This window comes from Leptolyngbya subtilissima AS-A7 (assembly GCF_039962255.1).
Lineage (GTDB): Bacteria > Cyanobacteriota > Cyanobacteriia > Phormidesmidales > Phormidesmidaceae > Nodosilinea.
This window is the reverse complement of sequence record NZ_JAMPKY010000002.1, coordinates 44581-60728: the sequence shown is the minus strand read 5'-3', so window position 1 is coordinate 60728 and position 16148 is coordinate 44581. Positions and strand designations below refer to the sequence as shown.

The 16148-nt window shown below is 58.8% G+C and carries 9 protein-coding genes; 2 read left to right on the top strand and 7 right to left on the bottom strand.

Going from position 1 to position 16148, the window contains the following annotated elements:
* The first annotated feature begins 148 nt into the window (after positions 1-148).
* The gene (locus tag NC979_RS04885; protein WP_242023969.1) at positions 149-2560 is read left to right on the top strand and encodes a glycoside hydrolase family 9 protein; all 2412 of its coding nucleotides are present in this window, start codon (positions 149-151) and stop codon (positions 2558-2560) included.
* 226 nt (positions 2561-2786) lie between these two features.
* On the opposite strand, the gene folE is transcribed toward NC979_RS04885, so the two are convergent.
* The 4 genes from folE to NC979_RS04865 form a co-directional block, all read right to left on the bottom strand.
* Positions 2787-3509, bottom strand: a complete 723-nt coding sequence (folE, locus tag NC979_RS04880; RefSeq protein WP_190518053.1) for a GTP cyclohydrolase I FolE — start codon at positions 3507-3509, stop codon at positions 2787-2789.
* An 82-nt stretch (positions 3510-3591) separates the two neighbouring features.
* Positions 3592-4329 (bottom strand): SDR family oxidoreductase, encoded by a 738-nt coding sequence (locus tag NC979_RS04875; RefSeq protein ID WP_190518052.1) that lies wholly within the window; start codon positions 4327-4329, stop codon positions 3592-3594.
* Positions 4330-4632: 303 nt separating this feature from the next.
* Positions 4633-5613, bottom strand: coding sequence for an acetyl-CoA carboxylase carboxyl transferase subunit alpha (gene accA, locus NC979_RS04870; protein ID WP_190518049.1), 981 nt, complete (start codon positions 5611-5613; stop codon positions 4633-4635).
* 154 nt (positions 5614-5767) lie between these two features.
* Positions 5768-6820, bottom strand: a complete 1053-nt coding sequence (locus NC979_RS04865; protein WP_190518047.1) for a long-chain acyl-[acyl-carrier-protein] reductase — start codon at positions 6818-6820, stop codon at positions 5768-5770.
* 470 nt (positions 6821-7290) lie between these two features.
* Here NC979_RS04865 and NC979_RS04860 point away from each other — a divergent pair, with 470 nt between their 5' ends.
* Positions 7291-7458, top strand: coding sequence for a hypothetical protein (locus tag NC979_RS04860; RefSeq protein WP_190518045.1), 168 nt, complete (start codon positions 7291-7293; stop codon positions 7456-7458).
* Here the strand turns inward: NC979_RS04860 and NC979_RS04855 are convergent.
* From NC979_RS04855 to NC979_RS04845, 3 genes are all read right to left on the bottom strand, one after another.
* Positions 7442-8329 (bottom strand): acyl-CoA desaturase, encoded by an 888-nt coding sequence (locus NC979_RS04855; protein WP_190518042.1) that lies wholly within the window; start codon positions 8327-8329, stop codon positions 7442-7444. The two genes, NC979_RS04860 and NC979_RS04855, sit on opposite strands and share 17 nt — an antisense overlap.
* A gap of 357 nt (positions 8330-8686) precedes the next feature.
* Entirely contained in the window at positions 8687-9619 is a 933-nt protein-coding gene (locus tag NC979_RS04850; RefSeq protein ID WP_190518040.1) for a DUF6208 family protein, read from the bottom strand.
* The gene (locus NC979_RS04845; protein ID WP_190518038.1) at positions 9616-16131 is read right to left on the bottom strand and encodes a type I polyketide synthase; all 6516 of its coding nucleotides are present in this window, start codon (positions 16129-16131) and stop codon (positions 9616-9618) included. Before NC979_RS04845 ends, NC979_RS04850 begins: the two co-directional genes overlap by 4 nt.
* Positions 16132-16148 lie beyond the last annotated feature (17 nt).

Here is a 16148-nt window from a genome sequence, read left to right as displayed (position 1 = left end):
TTAGCTGGGATAAAACTTTGGCACCGCTTGAAGATGAGACTTCACACTCACTGGCGCAGTTTGTACTATGGCCCTAGGGTTTGGCAGGGCGTAGTGAGCCGTTGCTCGCCTCGTTGCTGTGGTCACTTGCCCAGGAGAGCTGCTGAAAATGTTGTTTACTACTGTACGTCGCTGGCCTCGCCGGGCTGCGTTTTTGCTTGGGCTGCTGACATTTCTGATGGCTTGCACAGCCGGTAGTAACTGGTTGCCCAGCGCTAATTCGGCGCAGCCCGCTGTGACGGTAGCCGTGGTTAGCCCTGAGGTGATTGTGGTCTCCCTGCGCCAGGGCGCCATAACCCACGCTCGCCAGGAGCCCTACCGTCCCCAGCCCCAAGACAAGCTAGAAACTACGGGTAACGACACTTGGGTGCTGCGGCAGGGGCAGGCTCTGGGTACCTTGGTGAGCGCTGATCAATCTGTGCTCTACGGCTTCGACAGCTATAGTGAGGAGCCGTTTAATGCCAATCGCGCCAGCCAACCGCACGGTTATCGCATTCAGTCCCAGGGTGACCCTAGCTACCGGCAGCCCGTAACGCCGACAGAGGTATACCGCAAAAGCAAGCCTATAGACACGGCCCAGGTTAGCCGAGACAATCGCCGCTGGGCTATGGAGCATCGGTTCTACCTGCGGTTGCCCACGCCCCTGACCCCAGGACAAACCTACCAGGTTCAGATCACGGGGCAGGAGCTACCGCCCCTAGCTCTGGCCTACCAGCCCGATCGCCAAATCAGCGAGGCCGTCCACGTATCCGCCCTGGGGTTTCGCCCCGATGACTCGCTTAAAGTAGGGTTTCTGTCGACCTGGATGGGTACGGGCGGTGGGCTGAGCTATCCCGAAGGCCTATCGTTTCAAGTCATTGACGAAGCGACGAACCAGGTGGCGTTGAGCGGAAAGGCTAGCCGCCGCTATCGCCGTGAAGAGGTAGAAGATGGCCGCGATCGCACCTATACCCTCACCGATGTTGACCAACTCGACTTTAGTGCCCTCACCCAGCCTGGGCAGTATCGGCTCTGCGTAGACACAGTCGGCTGCTCTAACTCCTTTGCAGTAGCTGAAAATAGTTGGCAGCAGGCCTTTTATGTAGCGGCCCGCGGGTTCTATCACCAGCGCAGCGGCATTGCCCTAGAGCCGCCCTACACCGATATTGAGCGCCCCCGTCCCTTCCACCCCGACGATGGGGTCAAGGTTTACCAATCCACTACTGGACTGATGGATACGGGCAACGGCCTCAACGCCCAGGGGACTGACGAGGGTAACTTTGCCAATCTGGTAAAGGGCAAGACCGATCAGGTAGTAGCCAACGCCTGGGGCGGCTACTTCGATGCCGGCGACTGGGACCGCCGCATTCAGCACCTGGATGTGGCTCGCTGGCTGCTCGAACTGCTCGAACTATTCCCTGAGCCCTTAAGCGATCTGGCGCTCAATATTCCGGAGTCGGCCAACGATCGCCCCGACCTGCTAGATGAGGCGCTGTGGGGAGTCGACTTCTATCGCCGTTTGCAAACTCCCGAAGGCGGCGTGCGCGGCGGCATTGAGTCGGCAGAGCACCCCAAGCGGGGTGAAACCAGCTGGCAAGAGTCGCTGCCGATTATGGCCTACGCCCCCGACCCGTGGAGCAGCTACATTTACGCTGGGGTGGCGGCCCGCACGGCTAGACTGCTGGAAACCTATGTCCCTGACCAGGCCGGGGGCTATCGCGACAGCGCCCTCGCAGCCATGGCCTGGGCCGAGGCCCGTCATCAAGCCGGAATTCAGGCTCAGGAATGGCCCCGCCACCGTATAGAGGCCGACCGCGCCCTGGCGGCCCTAGAGCTTTATAACCTCACGGGCGATCGCCTCTGGCACGATCGCTTTGTCGCCGCGCGATCGGCCATTCCTGCTGAGGCTCGCGGCGACTACCGAATAGCCGCCCCCCAGCGAGAATTCAACTTTCTTTACAGCCGCCTACCCGCTGACCAGGTCGACGCAGAACTCCAGGCCGAGCTGCGGGCCTCGCTTTTGGCTGAGGCTGACGCCGCTGTGGAGACGGGGGAAACCACGGCTTTTGGCTGGACTAAGGTGCTCCCGACAACCCCCGTTGGCTGGGGCGATGGACTTGGGGCTCCTAAGGCGCGAATCCTGCTGCGGGCCCACGCGCTGACCGGTAGCGATCGTTACCTCAATGCTGCTCTGCTAGCCTGCCAGTTTTCCGCCGGGGCCAACCCCGACAACATGACCTATACCACCGGCCTGGGCCACAAGTCGCCCCAAAATCCCCTAATTCTTGATCAGCGTATTACCGGCGACCTGCTGCCAGGCATCACCCTCTACGGCCCCATTGACAACGACTTTTACGGCTCTGAATGGTTTTTTGATGTGCTGGAGTCGGTGGCGGTCCCCCCAGCTCGGCAGTGGCCTTCGGTGGAGACCTACTTCGACATCTACTACGTGCCCAATATCAACGAATTCACGGTCATGCAGAGTATGGGCGACACAGCCTACGCGTGGGGCTACCTAGCGGGGCGCTCAGCCTCAAAATAGGTATTAAAAAACCGGGTTTTTGTTCGCGATCCAATTACTGGATCCAGCGTACAAAAGCCCGGTTTTTAAGAACTATCGCCTTGGTTAGTCTGCGAGCTATTGCAAGTGTCCATTGGATTAGGACAGGTTCGACGTAGGGGCATTGCACTGCAATGCCCCTACCAGAGGATTCCGCCTGTCAAGGTGTCCTGACTAAATCCAACTGCTGCAATAGGAGCCGGTCAGTTTAGAAGAACGAGGGCTGGTGACGGATCAGGCTAAGAAACTCTTCGCGGGTCTTAGAATCTTCTTGAAAAGACCCCAGCATGGCGCTGGTCACCGTCCAGGAGCCGGGCTTTTGTACCCCTCGCATCACCATGCACATGTGGCTAGCTTCCACCACCACGGCTACGCCCTTAGGGTCTAAAATTTCCTGCACCGCTTCGGCAATCTGGCGGTTGAGGCGCTCCTGCACTTGAAGGCGGCGCGAATACATCTCTACAATGCGGGCCAGCTTGCTCAACCCCACAACCCGCTGGTTGGGAATATAGGCCACGTGGGCACGACCCATAAACGGCAGCATGTGGTGCTCACACAGGCTAAACAAATTGATATCGCGTACCAGCACCATTTCATTGTGGCCTTCGTCAAAGATGGCTCCGTTGACGAGTTCCTCTAGCGACTGCTGATAACCGCTGGTGAGAAATCGCATGGCCTCGGCGACGCGCTTAGGAGTTTTGAGCAGCCCCTCCCGCTCAGGGTCTTCGCCCACCGACAGCAGCATGGTGCGCACCGCATCGCTCATGTCTTCCTGGCTAGTCTCGGGAATGGGGTATTGCTCGACCTCTTTCCGGTAGCTGTGGGTGCGATCGGGCCGGATTTCGGGGGTCTTACCTTTGAGTTCACCACCGTTAGTGCCAGTGCTGCTAGCAGCTTTGTCGTTCAGGCTATTTGAGGATGCGATAGTCATAGGGTTTCTAAATACTCTAGAGGTTCAACAAAATTGAGGCCACTCGCTGAGCTGGCCAGGTCACAACAGGGTAAAAAACTAGTTACAGGGCACCGCCTGCGGGCATTAGGGTGAGGTCTTCGATCACCGCCTCGGGGGGCAAGAGAATGGTGTGCAAAACGGTCTGAGCCACGATCTCTGGCGTTAGCATGGACGACCGATCAAAATCGGCCTGCACCGTATCGGTATCCCAAATCGGGGTGTTAACCGCCCCCGGTGATACCGTTACCACCCGGATGCCGTGGGTGCGCTCTTCTGCGGCTAGAACCCGCGACAGGGCCACAATGGCGGCTTTGCTCACGGTATACGCTCCCCAGTCAGGAAAAGCCGACCGGGCTGCAATGGAAGCGATGTTGACGATAGTGCCGCCACCGCCCTGCCGCAGCACGGGCAGCACCACCTGGATGCATTGAAAAACGCTGGTAACGTTCAAATCCATCACCTGTTGCCAGTCGGCTAAAGGCATGGTGGCTAACGCCCCGGTGTAGCCCATGCCAGCGTTGTTAACCACTACGCTGAGGGGGCCAAAGTCGGCAAGCACCGCGGCTAGTTGGGCCTGCAAACCCTCCACCTGAGCTAAGTCAACGGCATAGGCTTTTGCCAAAACGCCGTGGGTGCTCAACTCTTCCTGCACCGGCTGCAAAGTCTCTAGGGAGCGACCGAGCAGGGCGACGTCATACCCAGCTAACGCCAGGGCTTGAGCGATCGCTTTGCCAATGCCACGGCTAGCCCCAGTTACCAGGGCGCGGCGCGGCAGGTCAGAAGATACAGGATTCTGCAATGGTAATTACCAATCAACAAGGAACTCAGAACAGCTAACGCCCTAGAATCGCCAGAGAGCCAGGGCAGACTGCCCTCAGGGAACGGCCCGTGGGCTAGGCACTTTTCCCATGTTAACAAATGTAAACACTTTATGAGCGCAGGCAGCGTCGACAAGCGTCTAAGTCTTTGCCTAACCTGTCGCTGACCTCAACCAAGAAAATGAACAGGCATTAACTCCTTGCCGGGGGAATAGGGCTCGAGCCATAAAGCACCGAGAATTTGATAAGCGAGGCAGGCCTTTTGAAGCCTAGGCCTTAGCACCTTAAGCAGCCTCAGCAAAGACCCCAATCTGGCGATACTTCTGATAGCGCAACTGCTGTAGGGCCGCTGGCGCTAGCTGAGACAGCTCGGTGACTTGCTCCACCAGCGCCTGCTTCAGAATGTCTGCCGCCTGAATGGGGTTGGCGTGGGCTCCACCCACAGGCTCGGGCAATAGCTCGTCTAGTATGCCCAATTGCTTGAGGTCCCAGGAGGTGATTTTGAGAGCTTCGGCTGCCTCGCCCGAGCGGCCTGCATCTTTCCACAGAATGGCGGCGCAGGCTTCAGGGCTGGCCACGGTGTAGACGGAATGCTCAAACATCATCAGGCGATCGCCCACGCCAATTCCCAGGGCCCCGCCAGATCCCCCTTCCCCAATGATGGTGCAGACAATCGGCACCGTGAGGCCAAACATTTCTCGTAGGTTGTAGGCGATCGCCTCACCCTGCCCCATCTCCTCAGCCTCATAGCCGGGATAGGCACCCGGGGTATCAATAAAAGTAATGATCGGCATAGAAAAGCGATCGGCGTGACGCATCAGCCGCATCGCCTTGCGGTAGCCGCCGGGAGAAGCCATGCCAAAGTTGCGCACCACATTGTCTTTGGTGTCGCGCCCCTTCTGATGGCCTAAGATCACCACAGGTCTGCCCTCCAGCCGGGCGACCCCTCCCACCAGAGCTGGGTCATCTTTGCCCGAGCCGCGATCGCCGTGCAGCTCAAGCCAATCGTCAGTAATCGCCTGAATGTAGTCAAGGGTGCTGGGCCGACGGGGATGGCGGGCCACCTGTAGCCGCTGGGCCGGCGTTAGGTTAGAGAAAATCTCCTGGCGTAGGTGGGTGGCGCGGGCCTCCAGCTGCCGCAGCTGGGTCGACACATCCACATCGTTTTCTTCCGCCAGTTCTCGAATCTGGGTAATACGGGCCTCTAGTTCAACCAGGGGCTTTTCAAAGGACAACAAAATCGACTTGCGCTCAGGTGGGGCCATAGCCAAGGAAGAAACAAATTAGTTGAACAGGCCAAATTGGGCTAGGAACGCCCTGGTCACCCAGAAAATTCTTGCCCGTTTGCTATCTAGAATACCAAGCCGCAGCCCCTCTGCTGAGGGTATACCTCCGACCCGATCAGGTGCTCGGTTCCAATCAGGAGGTCTCAGTGACTAAAAGAGCCGTGTTGAGGTCGAGCAAGGGGTGAAACCCGTGCCGCCGCGATGCCTGGCCGATCAAATCCATCTTCTCAAGGGTGATTTGGTTGCGCCCCCACGAAAAATTGGTGTACCACTTCTCAAACTCCAGCAGCATGGCTTCGGCAAAACAGGCAAACAGCTGACGTTCAGGCACGTCCAGGTTCACGATTTGCATAATCCGCCAGTCGATGTCGAGGGAGTGCTCGACAATGCCCCCCTTGAGCACATGGACGCCATCAAAGTTAAAATGCTGGTCGAGGTTTTTGGGATAGCCGCCGTCAATCATCAGGCAGGGACGCTTGAGGCGGTTGGGGTCAACCTCAACTCCCTTGGCCATGCTGGTCACCCACACCACAATGTCGGCCTTGGGCAGAGCGGTATCGAGATCCATGGCCAAGCCGCAGCCCAGCTCTTCTTGCAGCCGCTGAATCCGCTCTTGGTTGCGGGCAATCAGCAGCAGCTCTTTGATGTCGGTGCGGGCAGTGAGCCAGCGGCAGACGGCGCTGCCAATATCTCCAGTGGCACCGCACACCGCCACGGTAGCGTTGGAGAGGTTGATGCCCAGCTTTTGGGCTGCGGCGACCACCTGTTGGCAAATGATGTAGGCCGTGTGGGTATTGCCGGTGGTAAACCGCTCAAACTCTAGGGTGACGTTGCGCACCTGCTGAATTTGGTTGAGGTTGAAATTCTCAAAAATAATGGATGAGAATCCGCCCAGGGCGGTGATGTTGAGGCCGTGCTTTTGGGCGTGGGCCATAGCGTTAATGATTTTGCGCGTGGCCGCTTTGATACGCTTGGCGGCCAGCATCTCTGGTAAAAAGCACGACTCGACGTAGCGGCCTTCGATCTGCTGGCCAGTGATGCTGGTGACCTTAATGGGGTCAAAGATTTGGGGTGGAGCGCTGCACCAAAAGTCTAGACCCTGGGTAGCGTATTTGGGATATCCCAGGGCTTGGGCGACTGTCTGGGCATGATCAAGGCTGGTCAAATGTCCAATGAGGCCAAACATTGCAGATCTAGTTAACAAAAGTTGTGCGTTAGAAAACCTGAGTGCAGGTCAACAATTCCACTACGATAAACTGCCTCCAGCCGAATTAAATCGCCCTGGTTGAAGAGGGAATGACTGTGAAATTCTTTATTTCCTAGCTCTCTAAGGATTTGCATAGCAATTTGAATTCATCTTGAACGGAGGGCAGGCATTTCGTCTGCATTGGCCGAGCGCCAGTCCTACGGGGTTTTACAAATCGGCAGGACGGCTAGAGAACAGACGGTTTTCCATCGCTTGTTGAAGAATTCAGCATTTTGTGTCCGTGAGCCTGAGCTCCTGAAGCCAGGGTAGGAAGACTCGCTGCGACGGCTGCTAGATGCGATCGCCACCACCCTGGCCGCCACCCCCTACTTTCAAATCGCCAAAAGCTAGCGCACCCACTTCTGCGACTGGGGGTTATAACTGACCCTGACCTTCGTTCCTGGCTCCTGATGACCGACAACTACGATGGCCCCAGGTCAGACTACGTGCAAGAAATCGGCCTCAGTCCTCGCCTAGACGACCTGTGGAACCACTGCCAAGGCTACGTAGGCTTGGGGCTTCAGCCCTGGGCACCGCCAAAGGGAGGTCCTAACCCAAACCTCAAAGGGACGAACTGACATAGGCAGGCTCTTGGTGCTTGGCACGGGCCAGCAGGTCGGTCTCAGCTGGCACTCTAAGTTTTGAGGCCAACCCAAAGAACTCCATCAGTTTTACGAACCTGAAGGTGGGGTCAGGTAGATAGACGACCTGGCCATCGCGAATAGTAATGCCCTGACGGCTAGAGGCCTGAAAGGCATGGTGAAGATTGTGCCAGCCTTCGCCTAGAGTGAGCAGGGCCACCAGACTATTGTTGCGGCTTTGGTCGTCGGTGGCAAAGGGCTGGGCTCCAAAAATATGGGCCAATGAGTTGACCGTTTGCACGCCGTGAAACAGGAGCGTCGTGCTAAGAAAGAAAGCCGCCAGATACTCAAGCCCGCCAATGCCATAGGAAATTGCCCCTAAAGCGATGAGAGGAATGAAGTGCAGTCGATCAATCATCCGCAAGACCCGATCATTCTCCACATCGCTGGGCAGCCTGGTGGGAAAGCACCGACGCGACAGTAGCCAAAGGCCGTGAGACCACAAAAAGCCGCTAACGCCCTGGGGCGCAGTATGGGGAGAATGGGAATCTAGCACCTGATCGGTGTGTAGATGGTGAGCGAGGTGGTGAGCTTTCCACCAGCTAGGCCCCATCTGCCCAGCCGATGCTGCCACCACACTGCCCACCCATTTCACCCAAACTGGGGCCTGATAGGATTTGTGGGTGATCAGGCGATGGTAAATGCCGGTTGTTGCCAGCATGCGGATGCCATACAGGGCTGCTATCCATAGCACCGAGCCCCAGGAGAGACCCGTTACAAAAACGAGCAGTGCTCCCAGGTGATAAATGGTCAGCTGTAGCGGCCCAACAAGATAGGACGCCAGCGTAAGTTGAGAGTATGGCCTCATTAGTTCCTTATTGCCTAAAGGGATAGTTGAAAATCTGTGGAGCCAGGGAGTAGTGGAACGCAAGCCTCTGCTACAGGCTTGCCCTAGCGTTTAATCAACCTGGAAAATACTGAGCATCCAGGCTGTAATTGTCCTGTTGTTTATTAGGTAAAACAGGTGTTTGAAAGGTCTGTGCTGGGCATCGGCGGCTGGGTCAGACTCAAGCCAGATTCGTACTGAGCGCAGCCAAGGGAGATTTCCCTCGACCTCAGACTGGCTCAGATTAGCTCAGACTGGAGCAGAGAATTGGCGTTTGCCGCTCTGGTAGAGCAGACTGGTTTGCCTAAACGCTGCCGCTTAGCCAGGCACCAACATATTCTAGGTTACTGAAAATTGAATGGCGGGTTTGGACATGGCCATGGCCGCTGGGGTTTTTGGGTGCACCCGCAGGATGTAGACCCCCTGTTCGGGCAGGGGCTTGGTGGTGTGGTTGTCAGTGACAAGGGGGTACCAATCCATGGGGAAGCAGTCGCGGCTGTAGAGGCTGAAATAGAGGCTGTGGGTATCTCGCAGCGTCGGGGGCAGGTCGATGGTGAGCTGTTCCCCCCGATCCAGTGCGCCGTAGAAAAAGTGGGTTTCTGGGTTAGGAACGGGCAGAAAAATCGGTTTGACCACCGATCGCGGCAACCACTGCATCCAGCGCAGCAGGGGGTAGACGTAGAAGTTTAGGGCGCTAAACAACAGGCCCCGACGGGGGGCCAGCCCGCGATAGAACTGGTTGAAATCGGGCGGGGCCGATCGCGTTTCTGATGCCAAGGCGGGGTTGCCATCGACGGCGATCGCGGGCAGCTGCACCGGGTTGCGCCAGTCGTAGTGACGCAGCCCCACCAGATATCGCCCTGGGGGCAGGGTAATGGTGGCGGTGTCTTGGCCGGGGGGCACCGTGAGAGAGCTGATGCTGGTCAGGGTTTTGTAGCCCTTGAGGGTGTAGACCACCGCCGTCCAAGTGGGGGCCGACTGCCAGAGCGATCGCACATCCAGCATGATCTCAGACTGCACGTTAAAAGGCCCTGCGATCGCAACCAGCGAGTGTAGATTCCACCGGGCCCGGCTCATGGTCCACAGCAGCTTGAGGGGCGACTTTAAAAAGTCTGCCGACACCACCTGCCAGTCGGCCTCAACCTTGGTATCGGTGGGATTGTAGTAGCGGCTGATCAACGTCAGGGTCGCCTTTACCACTCGCGAAAAGCCATAGGACAGTAGCCCTAAAGGAATTTCCCACAGTGCAGCCATCTGGCGAATTAGGGTCATGAAGAGGGCTCAGATAGGGTGACCGACACCGAGCCTTCAGAGGCAAGGGCGGCGTGGATGATGCGGGCTAGCCCCCCAGGGGTTTCTAGGGGCAGGTCATGCCCCCCGGCCAGGGAGACCTGATCGGCCTGGGGCAGATTTTCTTGCAGAAACGCCAGATCTTCAGGGCGGTTGAATTGGCTGCTCTGGCCAAATATTACCGTAGTGGGCCGCTGAATTCCCCGCAAAATCTGTCCATAGCCTTGGCGATCGAGTAGACCACCGCTCAGACTCAGGGTCGTGCGGGTTTGCAGTCGAGGATCGCTGCGCCAAATCACCCCCCCTGCCACCGTCTGAGTTAGACGCTGAGCTATAGCCTCGGCCATAGGCTGCGACAGATAAGGCTTTAGGGCCAGCAACCGCTGGGTGGCGGCAGCCACTGAAGTGATCACGGTGGGTTGGGAAGAGTTTGCTAGGGCATCGAGATGGGCCATCAGCTGGGTGGCGGGTTCGAGCGATGGGCCAGGGGCGGGCACCACTGGCTCGATCAACACTAGGCGCTGCACCCGTTCAGGCCGCAGACTGGTCAAAATAGCCCCCAGCACTGCCCCCATAGAATGCCCTACCAGCACAAAAGGCTGGGTACCTAGCGTTGCAGTCAAACTGTCGAGATCACTGAGAAAATCGAGCAGTTGATAGCCGCCATCGGGGCCAGCATGGGCCGAACGGCCGTGGCCCCGCAGATCGGGAGCGATGACATGATATCCCTGGTCAGCTAAGGTAGTTGCTACCCCATCCCAGGCCGCTCCGTGCTCCAAAATACCGTGGAGGCAGAGCACCTGAGGCCCATTCTCTGGCCCCCAGTGGCACAGGCAGCACGGGCGACCTCTGAGCAGAATCTCTTCCTCTCGCATTGCCCCCAAGGGCACGTAGCTGCTAGACAAGGGAACTGGCTCTGTCGGTGATGGAGCAGAGGCTGGAGCTACCGCCTGTTCCTGGGGCAGAGGATAGTCAAACTGCGCCGCCAGGGTTTGGCTGGTGGTGCTCAGTCGGTGGGGCAGTTGAATGCCTTGCCAAATCTTGGCCAAATGGGCCTCGATCCGGCTGCGCTGACGGAAATTAGGGTCATCCACCGCCATGGACTGGGCTGTAACTCCGTCCGTCATGCGTCGTCCCTCGTAGGGAGTAAGCACCGCCGGGTCAAAGGGCAAGTTTAAAAAGGTGCACAGTCCTCGCATCGCCGGTTCTGGATCGACGACCAGGTCTTCGTATCGCAGGGTGTAGTGCCGCTCCGGATCTAAAGAGCCGGCAAAGGTGCGAATGTTTTGGTTACAAGCCTGCCACACTTGCTCCGCTAGCCGATAGGGATCATCGGGCTCCAGATCGAAGATCTTGTACATGCGGTTGTGCACAAAAGAACTGATGACCGAGTAAGGATGACGCACCAGGTGAATGTATTTGGCCCCCTCAAACATCTGCTCGGCCCGCTCCAGAGTTTCTAGACTGAGGCTATAGGTGGGAGATTTATCGACCAACAGCCGCCCCTCGGCCATTTGCTGAAGCTTGTCATAAACCGCTGGCACAGTGGTGTAATGCTGTCGCCATTCGCTCAGCAGGGTTTCGGCCTGCTCAGCATTCACCTGTAACAACTCCATCACAGCCCGTTGCAGACCCTCTTGTAGATAGCTGTAGCCCAAGGCCGCACCCTGAGCCTCTAAGGTGTTAAACGGCAGCAGGTGTAGCTCAGGGGGGCAAAACAACCCAGGATGGCCCGCTAGCATCACCCGCAGCAGGGTAGATCCTGACCGGGGCGCCGACAGCAAAAAGACCATGGGCGGGTTGCGGCGCGTCGGCAGCGGTTCTAGCGGGGCCGGCGACTGCCAGGGGCTCTTAGGCAGTTCCGTGACTGTTTCTTCTGGGAACTCTGCCGGCGCTAGACTTGGGCTAGCCTCAACGCTGGCAGCAGGACGATGCACCCGCACCAGTTCCCGAGCGATGTAGGACGACAGCGCCGCTACCGTAGGATGGGCCAGCACCTCCCGGGGGTACAGCACCAAATCCAGGTCTTGCTTGCACAAGGCCAGCAGTTCCATGGTCATTAGTGAGTCGATGCCTAGCTCCATCAGGGGTGCATCCAGCGCTACTTGCTCGGATAGCCCCATCACTGTTGCCACCTGGGCCTGCAAGTAGGTTTGCACAGTGGCAATCTGCTGGGCCTCGGGCAGGGCCAAAATCTGCTTCAGGGATGGCAAAGCCTTCTGAGCGTTGGGAACTAGGCCAGCCTCATCTGACTCGGCTGGAGCTGTCGGTTCCTCTGTCACAAAGGCCGAGACTATCGCCGGGGGGCGATCGATAGGCAGATAGCGGAGCAGGCGGGGCCAGTCTAGGTGGGCGATCGCCACCGTTGCAGGCGTCTTGGCCGCCAACAGTCGTCCTAGCCACTGCAATCCCTCGGACGCTGCCAGGGGGGGCATACCCCGCTGAGCCAGGGCTGTGGCACTCTGGCGAGCGGCCATTCCTACTCCCTGCCACGGTCCCCAGTTAATGCTGAGGGCAGGGAGGCCGCGCTGGCGGCGGTACTGGGCTAGCGCATCTAGCCCAGCGTTGGCAGCTCCGTAGTTGCCCTGGCCGGGGGAACCCAACACCGACGTAATTGAAGAAAACAGCACAAACCAGTCCAATGGAAGGGTTTGGGTGAGCTGGTGCAGATGCCAGGCTGCCTGGAGTTTACCGGGCATTACCTGATGGAACTGCTCGGTGGACTGGTTGGCCATAAAGCCATCCGCTAAAACCCCTGCCGCGTGAAACACCCCTCGCAGCGGGGGCAACTGTTGCTGAATGCGATCGAGCAGGGTGCTTAGGGCGGCGCGATCGCCCCCATCCACCGCTTCCACCCACACCGTAGCTCCAGCTTGGCGTAGAGGAGCCAAGGTTTTCTCCAAGTCTAGATTGCTGCCCCGGCGGCTTGTGAGCACCAAGTGACGAGCACCCTGCTCCACTAGCCATCCAGCCAGTTGTTGGCCCAGAGCACCGGTACCGCCGGTGATTAAATAGGTTGCCTCTGCCTGGATGGACGTTGCCCCAGGTTCTGGACCCGCATCAGAGGCCACCTCTATCGTCTGTAACCGGAGCACCCAGCTCTGCTGTTGGCGGAGCGCCACCTCATCTTCCCCCTGGGGGCTGGTTACATAGGCCACCAAGTTGTCTAGCCAGGGGGCCACATCCTGCTCTGACTCGTCTGCCTTACCTGGTAAATCCACCAGACCGCCCCAAAACTCTGGATGCTCTAGGCGCAAACTGCGCCCTAAACCCCACAGCAATGCTTGGTGGGGGGAGGTGACGACATCGGTGGTATCTACCGTCTGGGCTCCTTGGGTCACTAACCAGAGCTTGGGCAGAGCGGGGCCAGACTGGTGAGTGAGTGCTTTTACCCAGTGCAGCATTGGCCCAGTCACGGCCTCAGGGTCTAAATCACCTTCCGGGGCCAGCACCAGCAGGGTGGTAATAGCTTGGGGTTTTAACGCCTCCAGCAAGGGATGGAAGGGTTGATCTGAGGTCAGCAAGACCTGGTAGTGGTCCGGCTGAAGAGTGACAAAGCGATCGCCCGCCGAAACCCGAATTGGCGTAACTCCTCGTTTCTGTAGGGCCTGGCTGAGGTTGGTCCACAGGGCATCGTTGGCTCCCCAGATCAGCCAATTGTCTCCATCGGCACGAGGGGCGGCGGCGATCGTCTGGGGCTGCCAAGTCAGTCTATAGGCGGCACTGGGAACGGGCTCGGGAGCGCCGTCGATCACCGCTGCAGCAGCGGCACGGTCGGGCAATGCCAGATCAATCCAGTAGCGCTGGCGCTGGAAGGGGTAGGTGGGCAAGGACAGCCACTGGCGCTGGTAGGGGCGATCGAAATTAGCCCAGTCGATGGCGAGGCCCATCTGGTAGAGGTGGCCCAAGGTGGTGAGCAAGGTGCGCCAGTCTGACTGCCCCCGGCGCAGGGAGGGCAGCCAGGTGTGATGGCTGTGGGCCACACAGCGTTTTCCCATAGCGCTGAGCACTGGATAGGGACCAACTTCTAAGAACTGGGTATAGCCCGCCTGGTGTAGGGTGGCGATCGCATCGGCAAACCGCACGGGCTGCCGAGCATGGCGTCGCCAGTAGCGGGCATCCAGCGGCAAATCGGAGCCGACAAACTCTCCGGTCAGGTTAGAAACCAGGGGTATGGTTGGGGCGTGGAAGCGAATGCCCTGGGCGCTCTGCTCAAACACATTGAGGACAGGATCCATCAAAGCTGAGTGGAAGGCGTGGGACACCTGGAGGGGTTTGGTGCGAATACCCTGGGCGTGGAGGTCCTCTACTACGGTCTCTAGATCGCTCTGGAGCCCGGCGATAACACTGTTGTCTGGGCCATTGAGGGTGGCTAAAGAAACTGTGGGAGGCAGAGCTGCTGCTACCGTATCGGCATCAGCAAACACCGCCACCATGCCGCCATTGGCGGGTAGGGTCTGCATCAGCCGACCCCGCAAGGCCATCAGCCGCAGGCCGTCTTCTAAGCTAAAGACTCCGGCCACGCAGGCGGCCACATATTCTCCAACGCTGTGCCCCATCACCGCCGCCGGACGAATGCCCCAGGATAGCCAGAGCTGGGCCAGAGCATATTCCAAGGCGAACAGGGCGGGCTGGGTGTAGCCGGTTTGGTGCAGGGGGGCCGTGGGGGAGTCTTCCTCAAGGCCGTCTTCGCCAAACAAAACACTCTGGAGCGACAGCTCTAAGTAGGGTTGCAGCAGTTCGTCGCAGAGGTCAATGGCGGCTTTAAACACCGGCTGGGTGTCGTAGAGCTGCCGACCCATGCCGACATATTGCGAGCCTTGGCCGGTGAAGAGGAAGACGACGCCGGGGGAGGTGGAAGGATGGGTAGGGGGGGGAAGTAGGGGAGAGTATTGCTCGAGAGCCGTGACTAGGGAAGGAAGATCTTTGACGAGGAGGGCGAGACGATGCTCGAAGGCGGTGCGGCCAGCATTAACGGTGTGGCAGAGGTCGCCCAGATTGGCCTGGGGCATCTGGGTGAGGGCCGTGGCCATGGCTTGGGCATAGGCTTGCAGGGCGGGCTGCGATCGCGCCGACAGGCAAAACAGGTGCAGGGGCCGATCAGCTACTGGGTCGGCGGTAAAAATAGGGGCGGCCTGGAGGGCTACGTGGGCGTTGGTGCCGCCAAAGCCAAAGGAACTTACCCCGGCGATCGCCATATTTTCGGCCTCGACCCAGGGTTCGCGCTGTTGCTGCACCCGCAGGGGCAGTTGGTCAAAGGGAATGTAGGGGTTGGGGGTGTGGAAATGCAGGCTGGGCACCAGGGTGCGGTGCCTCAGGCACAGGGCTACCTTAATCAAACTAGCGATGCCCGCCGCCGCCTCGGTATGGCCAATATTGCTTTTTACTGAGCCGAGCCGCACCGGCTGCTCCAGTTGCCGAAAGGGGCCAAACACGTTCCCTAAGGCTTTGGCTTCAATGGGGTCACCCAGCAGAGTGCCAGTGCCGTGGGCCTCAATGTAGTCCACCTGGTTGAGGGGAATGCCCGCCCGTTCGTAGGCGGTCTTGACCACCGCTTCCTGGGCGGCTGGGTTGGGAGCAGTGAGGCCATTGGTGCGGCCATCCTGATTGGTGGCGCTGCCGCGGATCAGGGCGTAAATGCGATCGCCGTCGGCCAAGGCTTGACCCAGGCGTTTGAGCACCACGGTGCCCACCCCTTCTGAGCGCACAAAACCATTAGCTGCCGCATCAAAGGCTTTGCACCGTCCCTCGGGAGACAGCGCCGTCAATTTGCTGAAGCCTACAGTAACGGTGGGGGTCAGCATGAGGTTAACGCCCCCGGCCAGGGCTAAGTTACTTTCCCCATTCCACAGACTTTGGCAGGCCAAATGCACCGCTACCAGCGATGACGAGCAGGCCGTATCAACGGTCAGACTCGGGCCTTGCAGGTTGAGCAGGTAGGATACCCGATTGGCCACCATCGTCGAGGCTAGACCTGTGGCGGTATAGGTGCCCACCACCTCTGGCCCCTGCAACAGCATCTGGCCATAGTCTAAGGTCGAGGTCGCCGCAAACACCCCTACTGGTTGCCCACTCAGGGCCTGGGGCACAATTCCAGCATCCTCTAGGGCCTCCCAGACGCTTTCTAAAAACAGCCGCTGCTGGGGGTCAATGTAGGGAGCTTCACGGGGGGTAATGCCAAAAAATGCTGGGTCGAACTGATCAACTCCGTCTAAAAACCCGCCCCAGCGACAGTAGGTTTTGCCCGGGGCCTGGGGGTCGGCATCGTAGAACGCATCGACATCCCAGCGATCCGCAGGCACCTTCCGAATGGCGTCTCGCCCCTCGGTTAACAGCCGCCAATAAGCTTGCAGATTAGGCGCTGCCGGCAACCGACAGGCCATCCCCACTATGGCAATGGGTTCTGGTAGCCCTCGTTTGCGCTGCAACTGTAGCTCTAACAGCAGCCGTTTCTCTGGGGAAAGGCTGCTAATTCGCCTTGCGAGATCCTCCACGGGCTAACTCCCACGCT

Bases quoted from the DNA above. Each gene is read 5' to 3' on its own strand.
- folE (WP_190518053.1), bottom strand. From the start codon at position 3,509: ATGACTATCGCATCCTCAAATAGCCTGAACGACAAAGCTGCTAGCAGC.
- NC979_RS04885 (WP_242023969.1), top strand. From the start codon at position 149: ATGTTGTTTACTACTGTACGTCGCTGGCCTCGCCGGGCTGCGTTTTTG.
- NC979_RS04860 (WP_190518045.1), top strand. From the start codon at position 7,291: ATGACCGACAACTACGATGGCCCCAGGTCAGACTACGTGCAAGAAATC.
- accA (WP_190518049.1), bottom strand. From the start codon at position 5,613: ATGGCCCCACCTGAGCGCAAGTCGATTTTGTTGTCCTTTGAAAAGCCC.
- NC979_RS04865 (WP_190518047.1), bottom strand. From the start codon at position 6,820: ATGTTTGGCCTCATTGGACATTTGACCAGCCTTGATCATGCCCAGACA.
- NC979_RS04850 (WP_190518040.1), bottom strand. From the start codon at position 9,619: ATGACCCTAATTCGCCAGATGGCTGCACTGTGGGAAATTCCTTTAGGG.
- NC979_RS04855 (WP_190518042.1), bottom strand. From the start codon at position 8,329: ATGAGGCCATACTCTCAACTTACGCTGGCGTCCTATCTTGTTGGGCCG.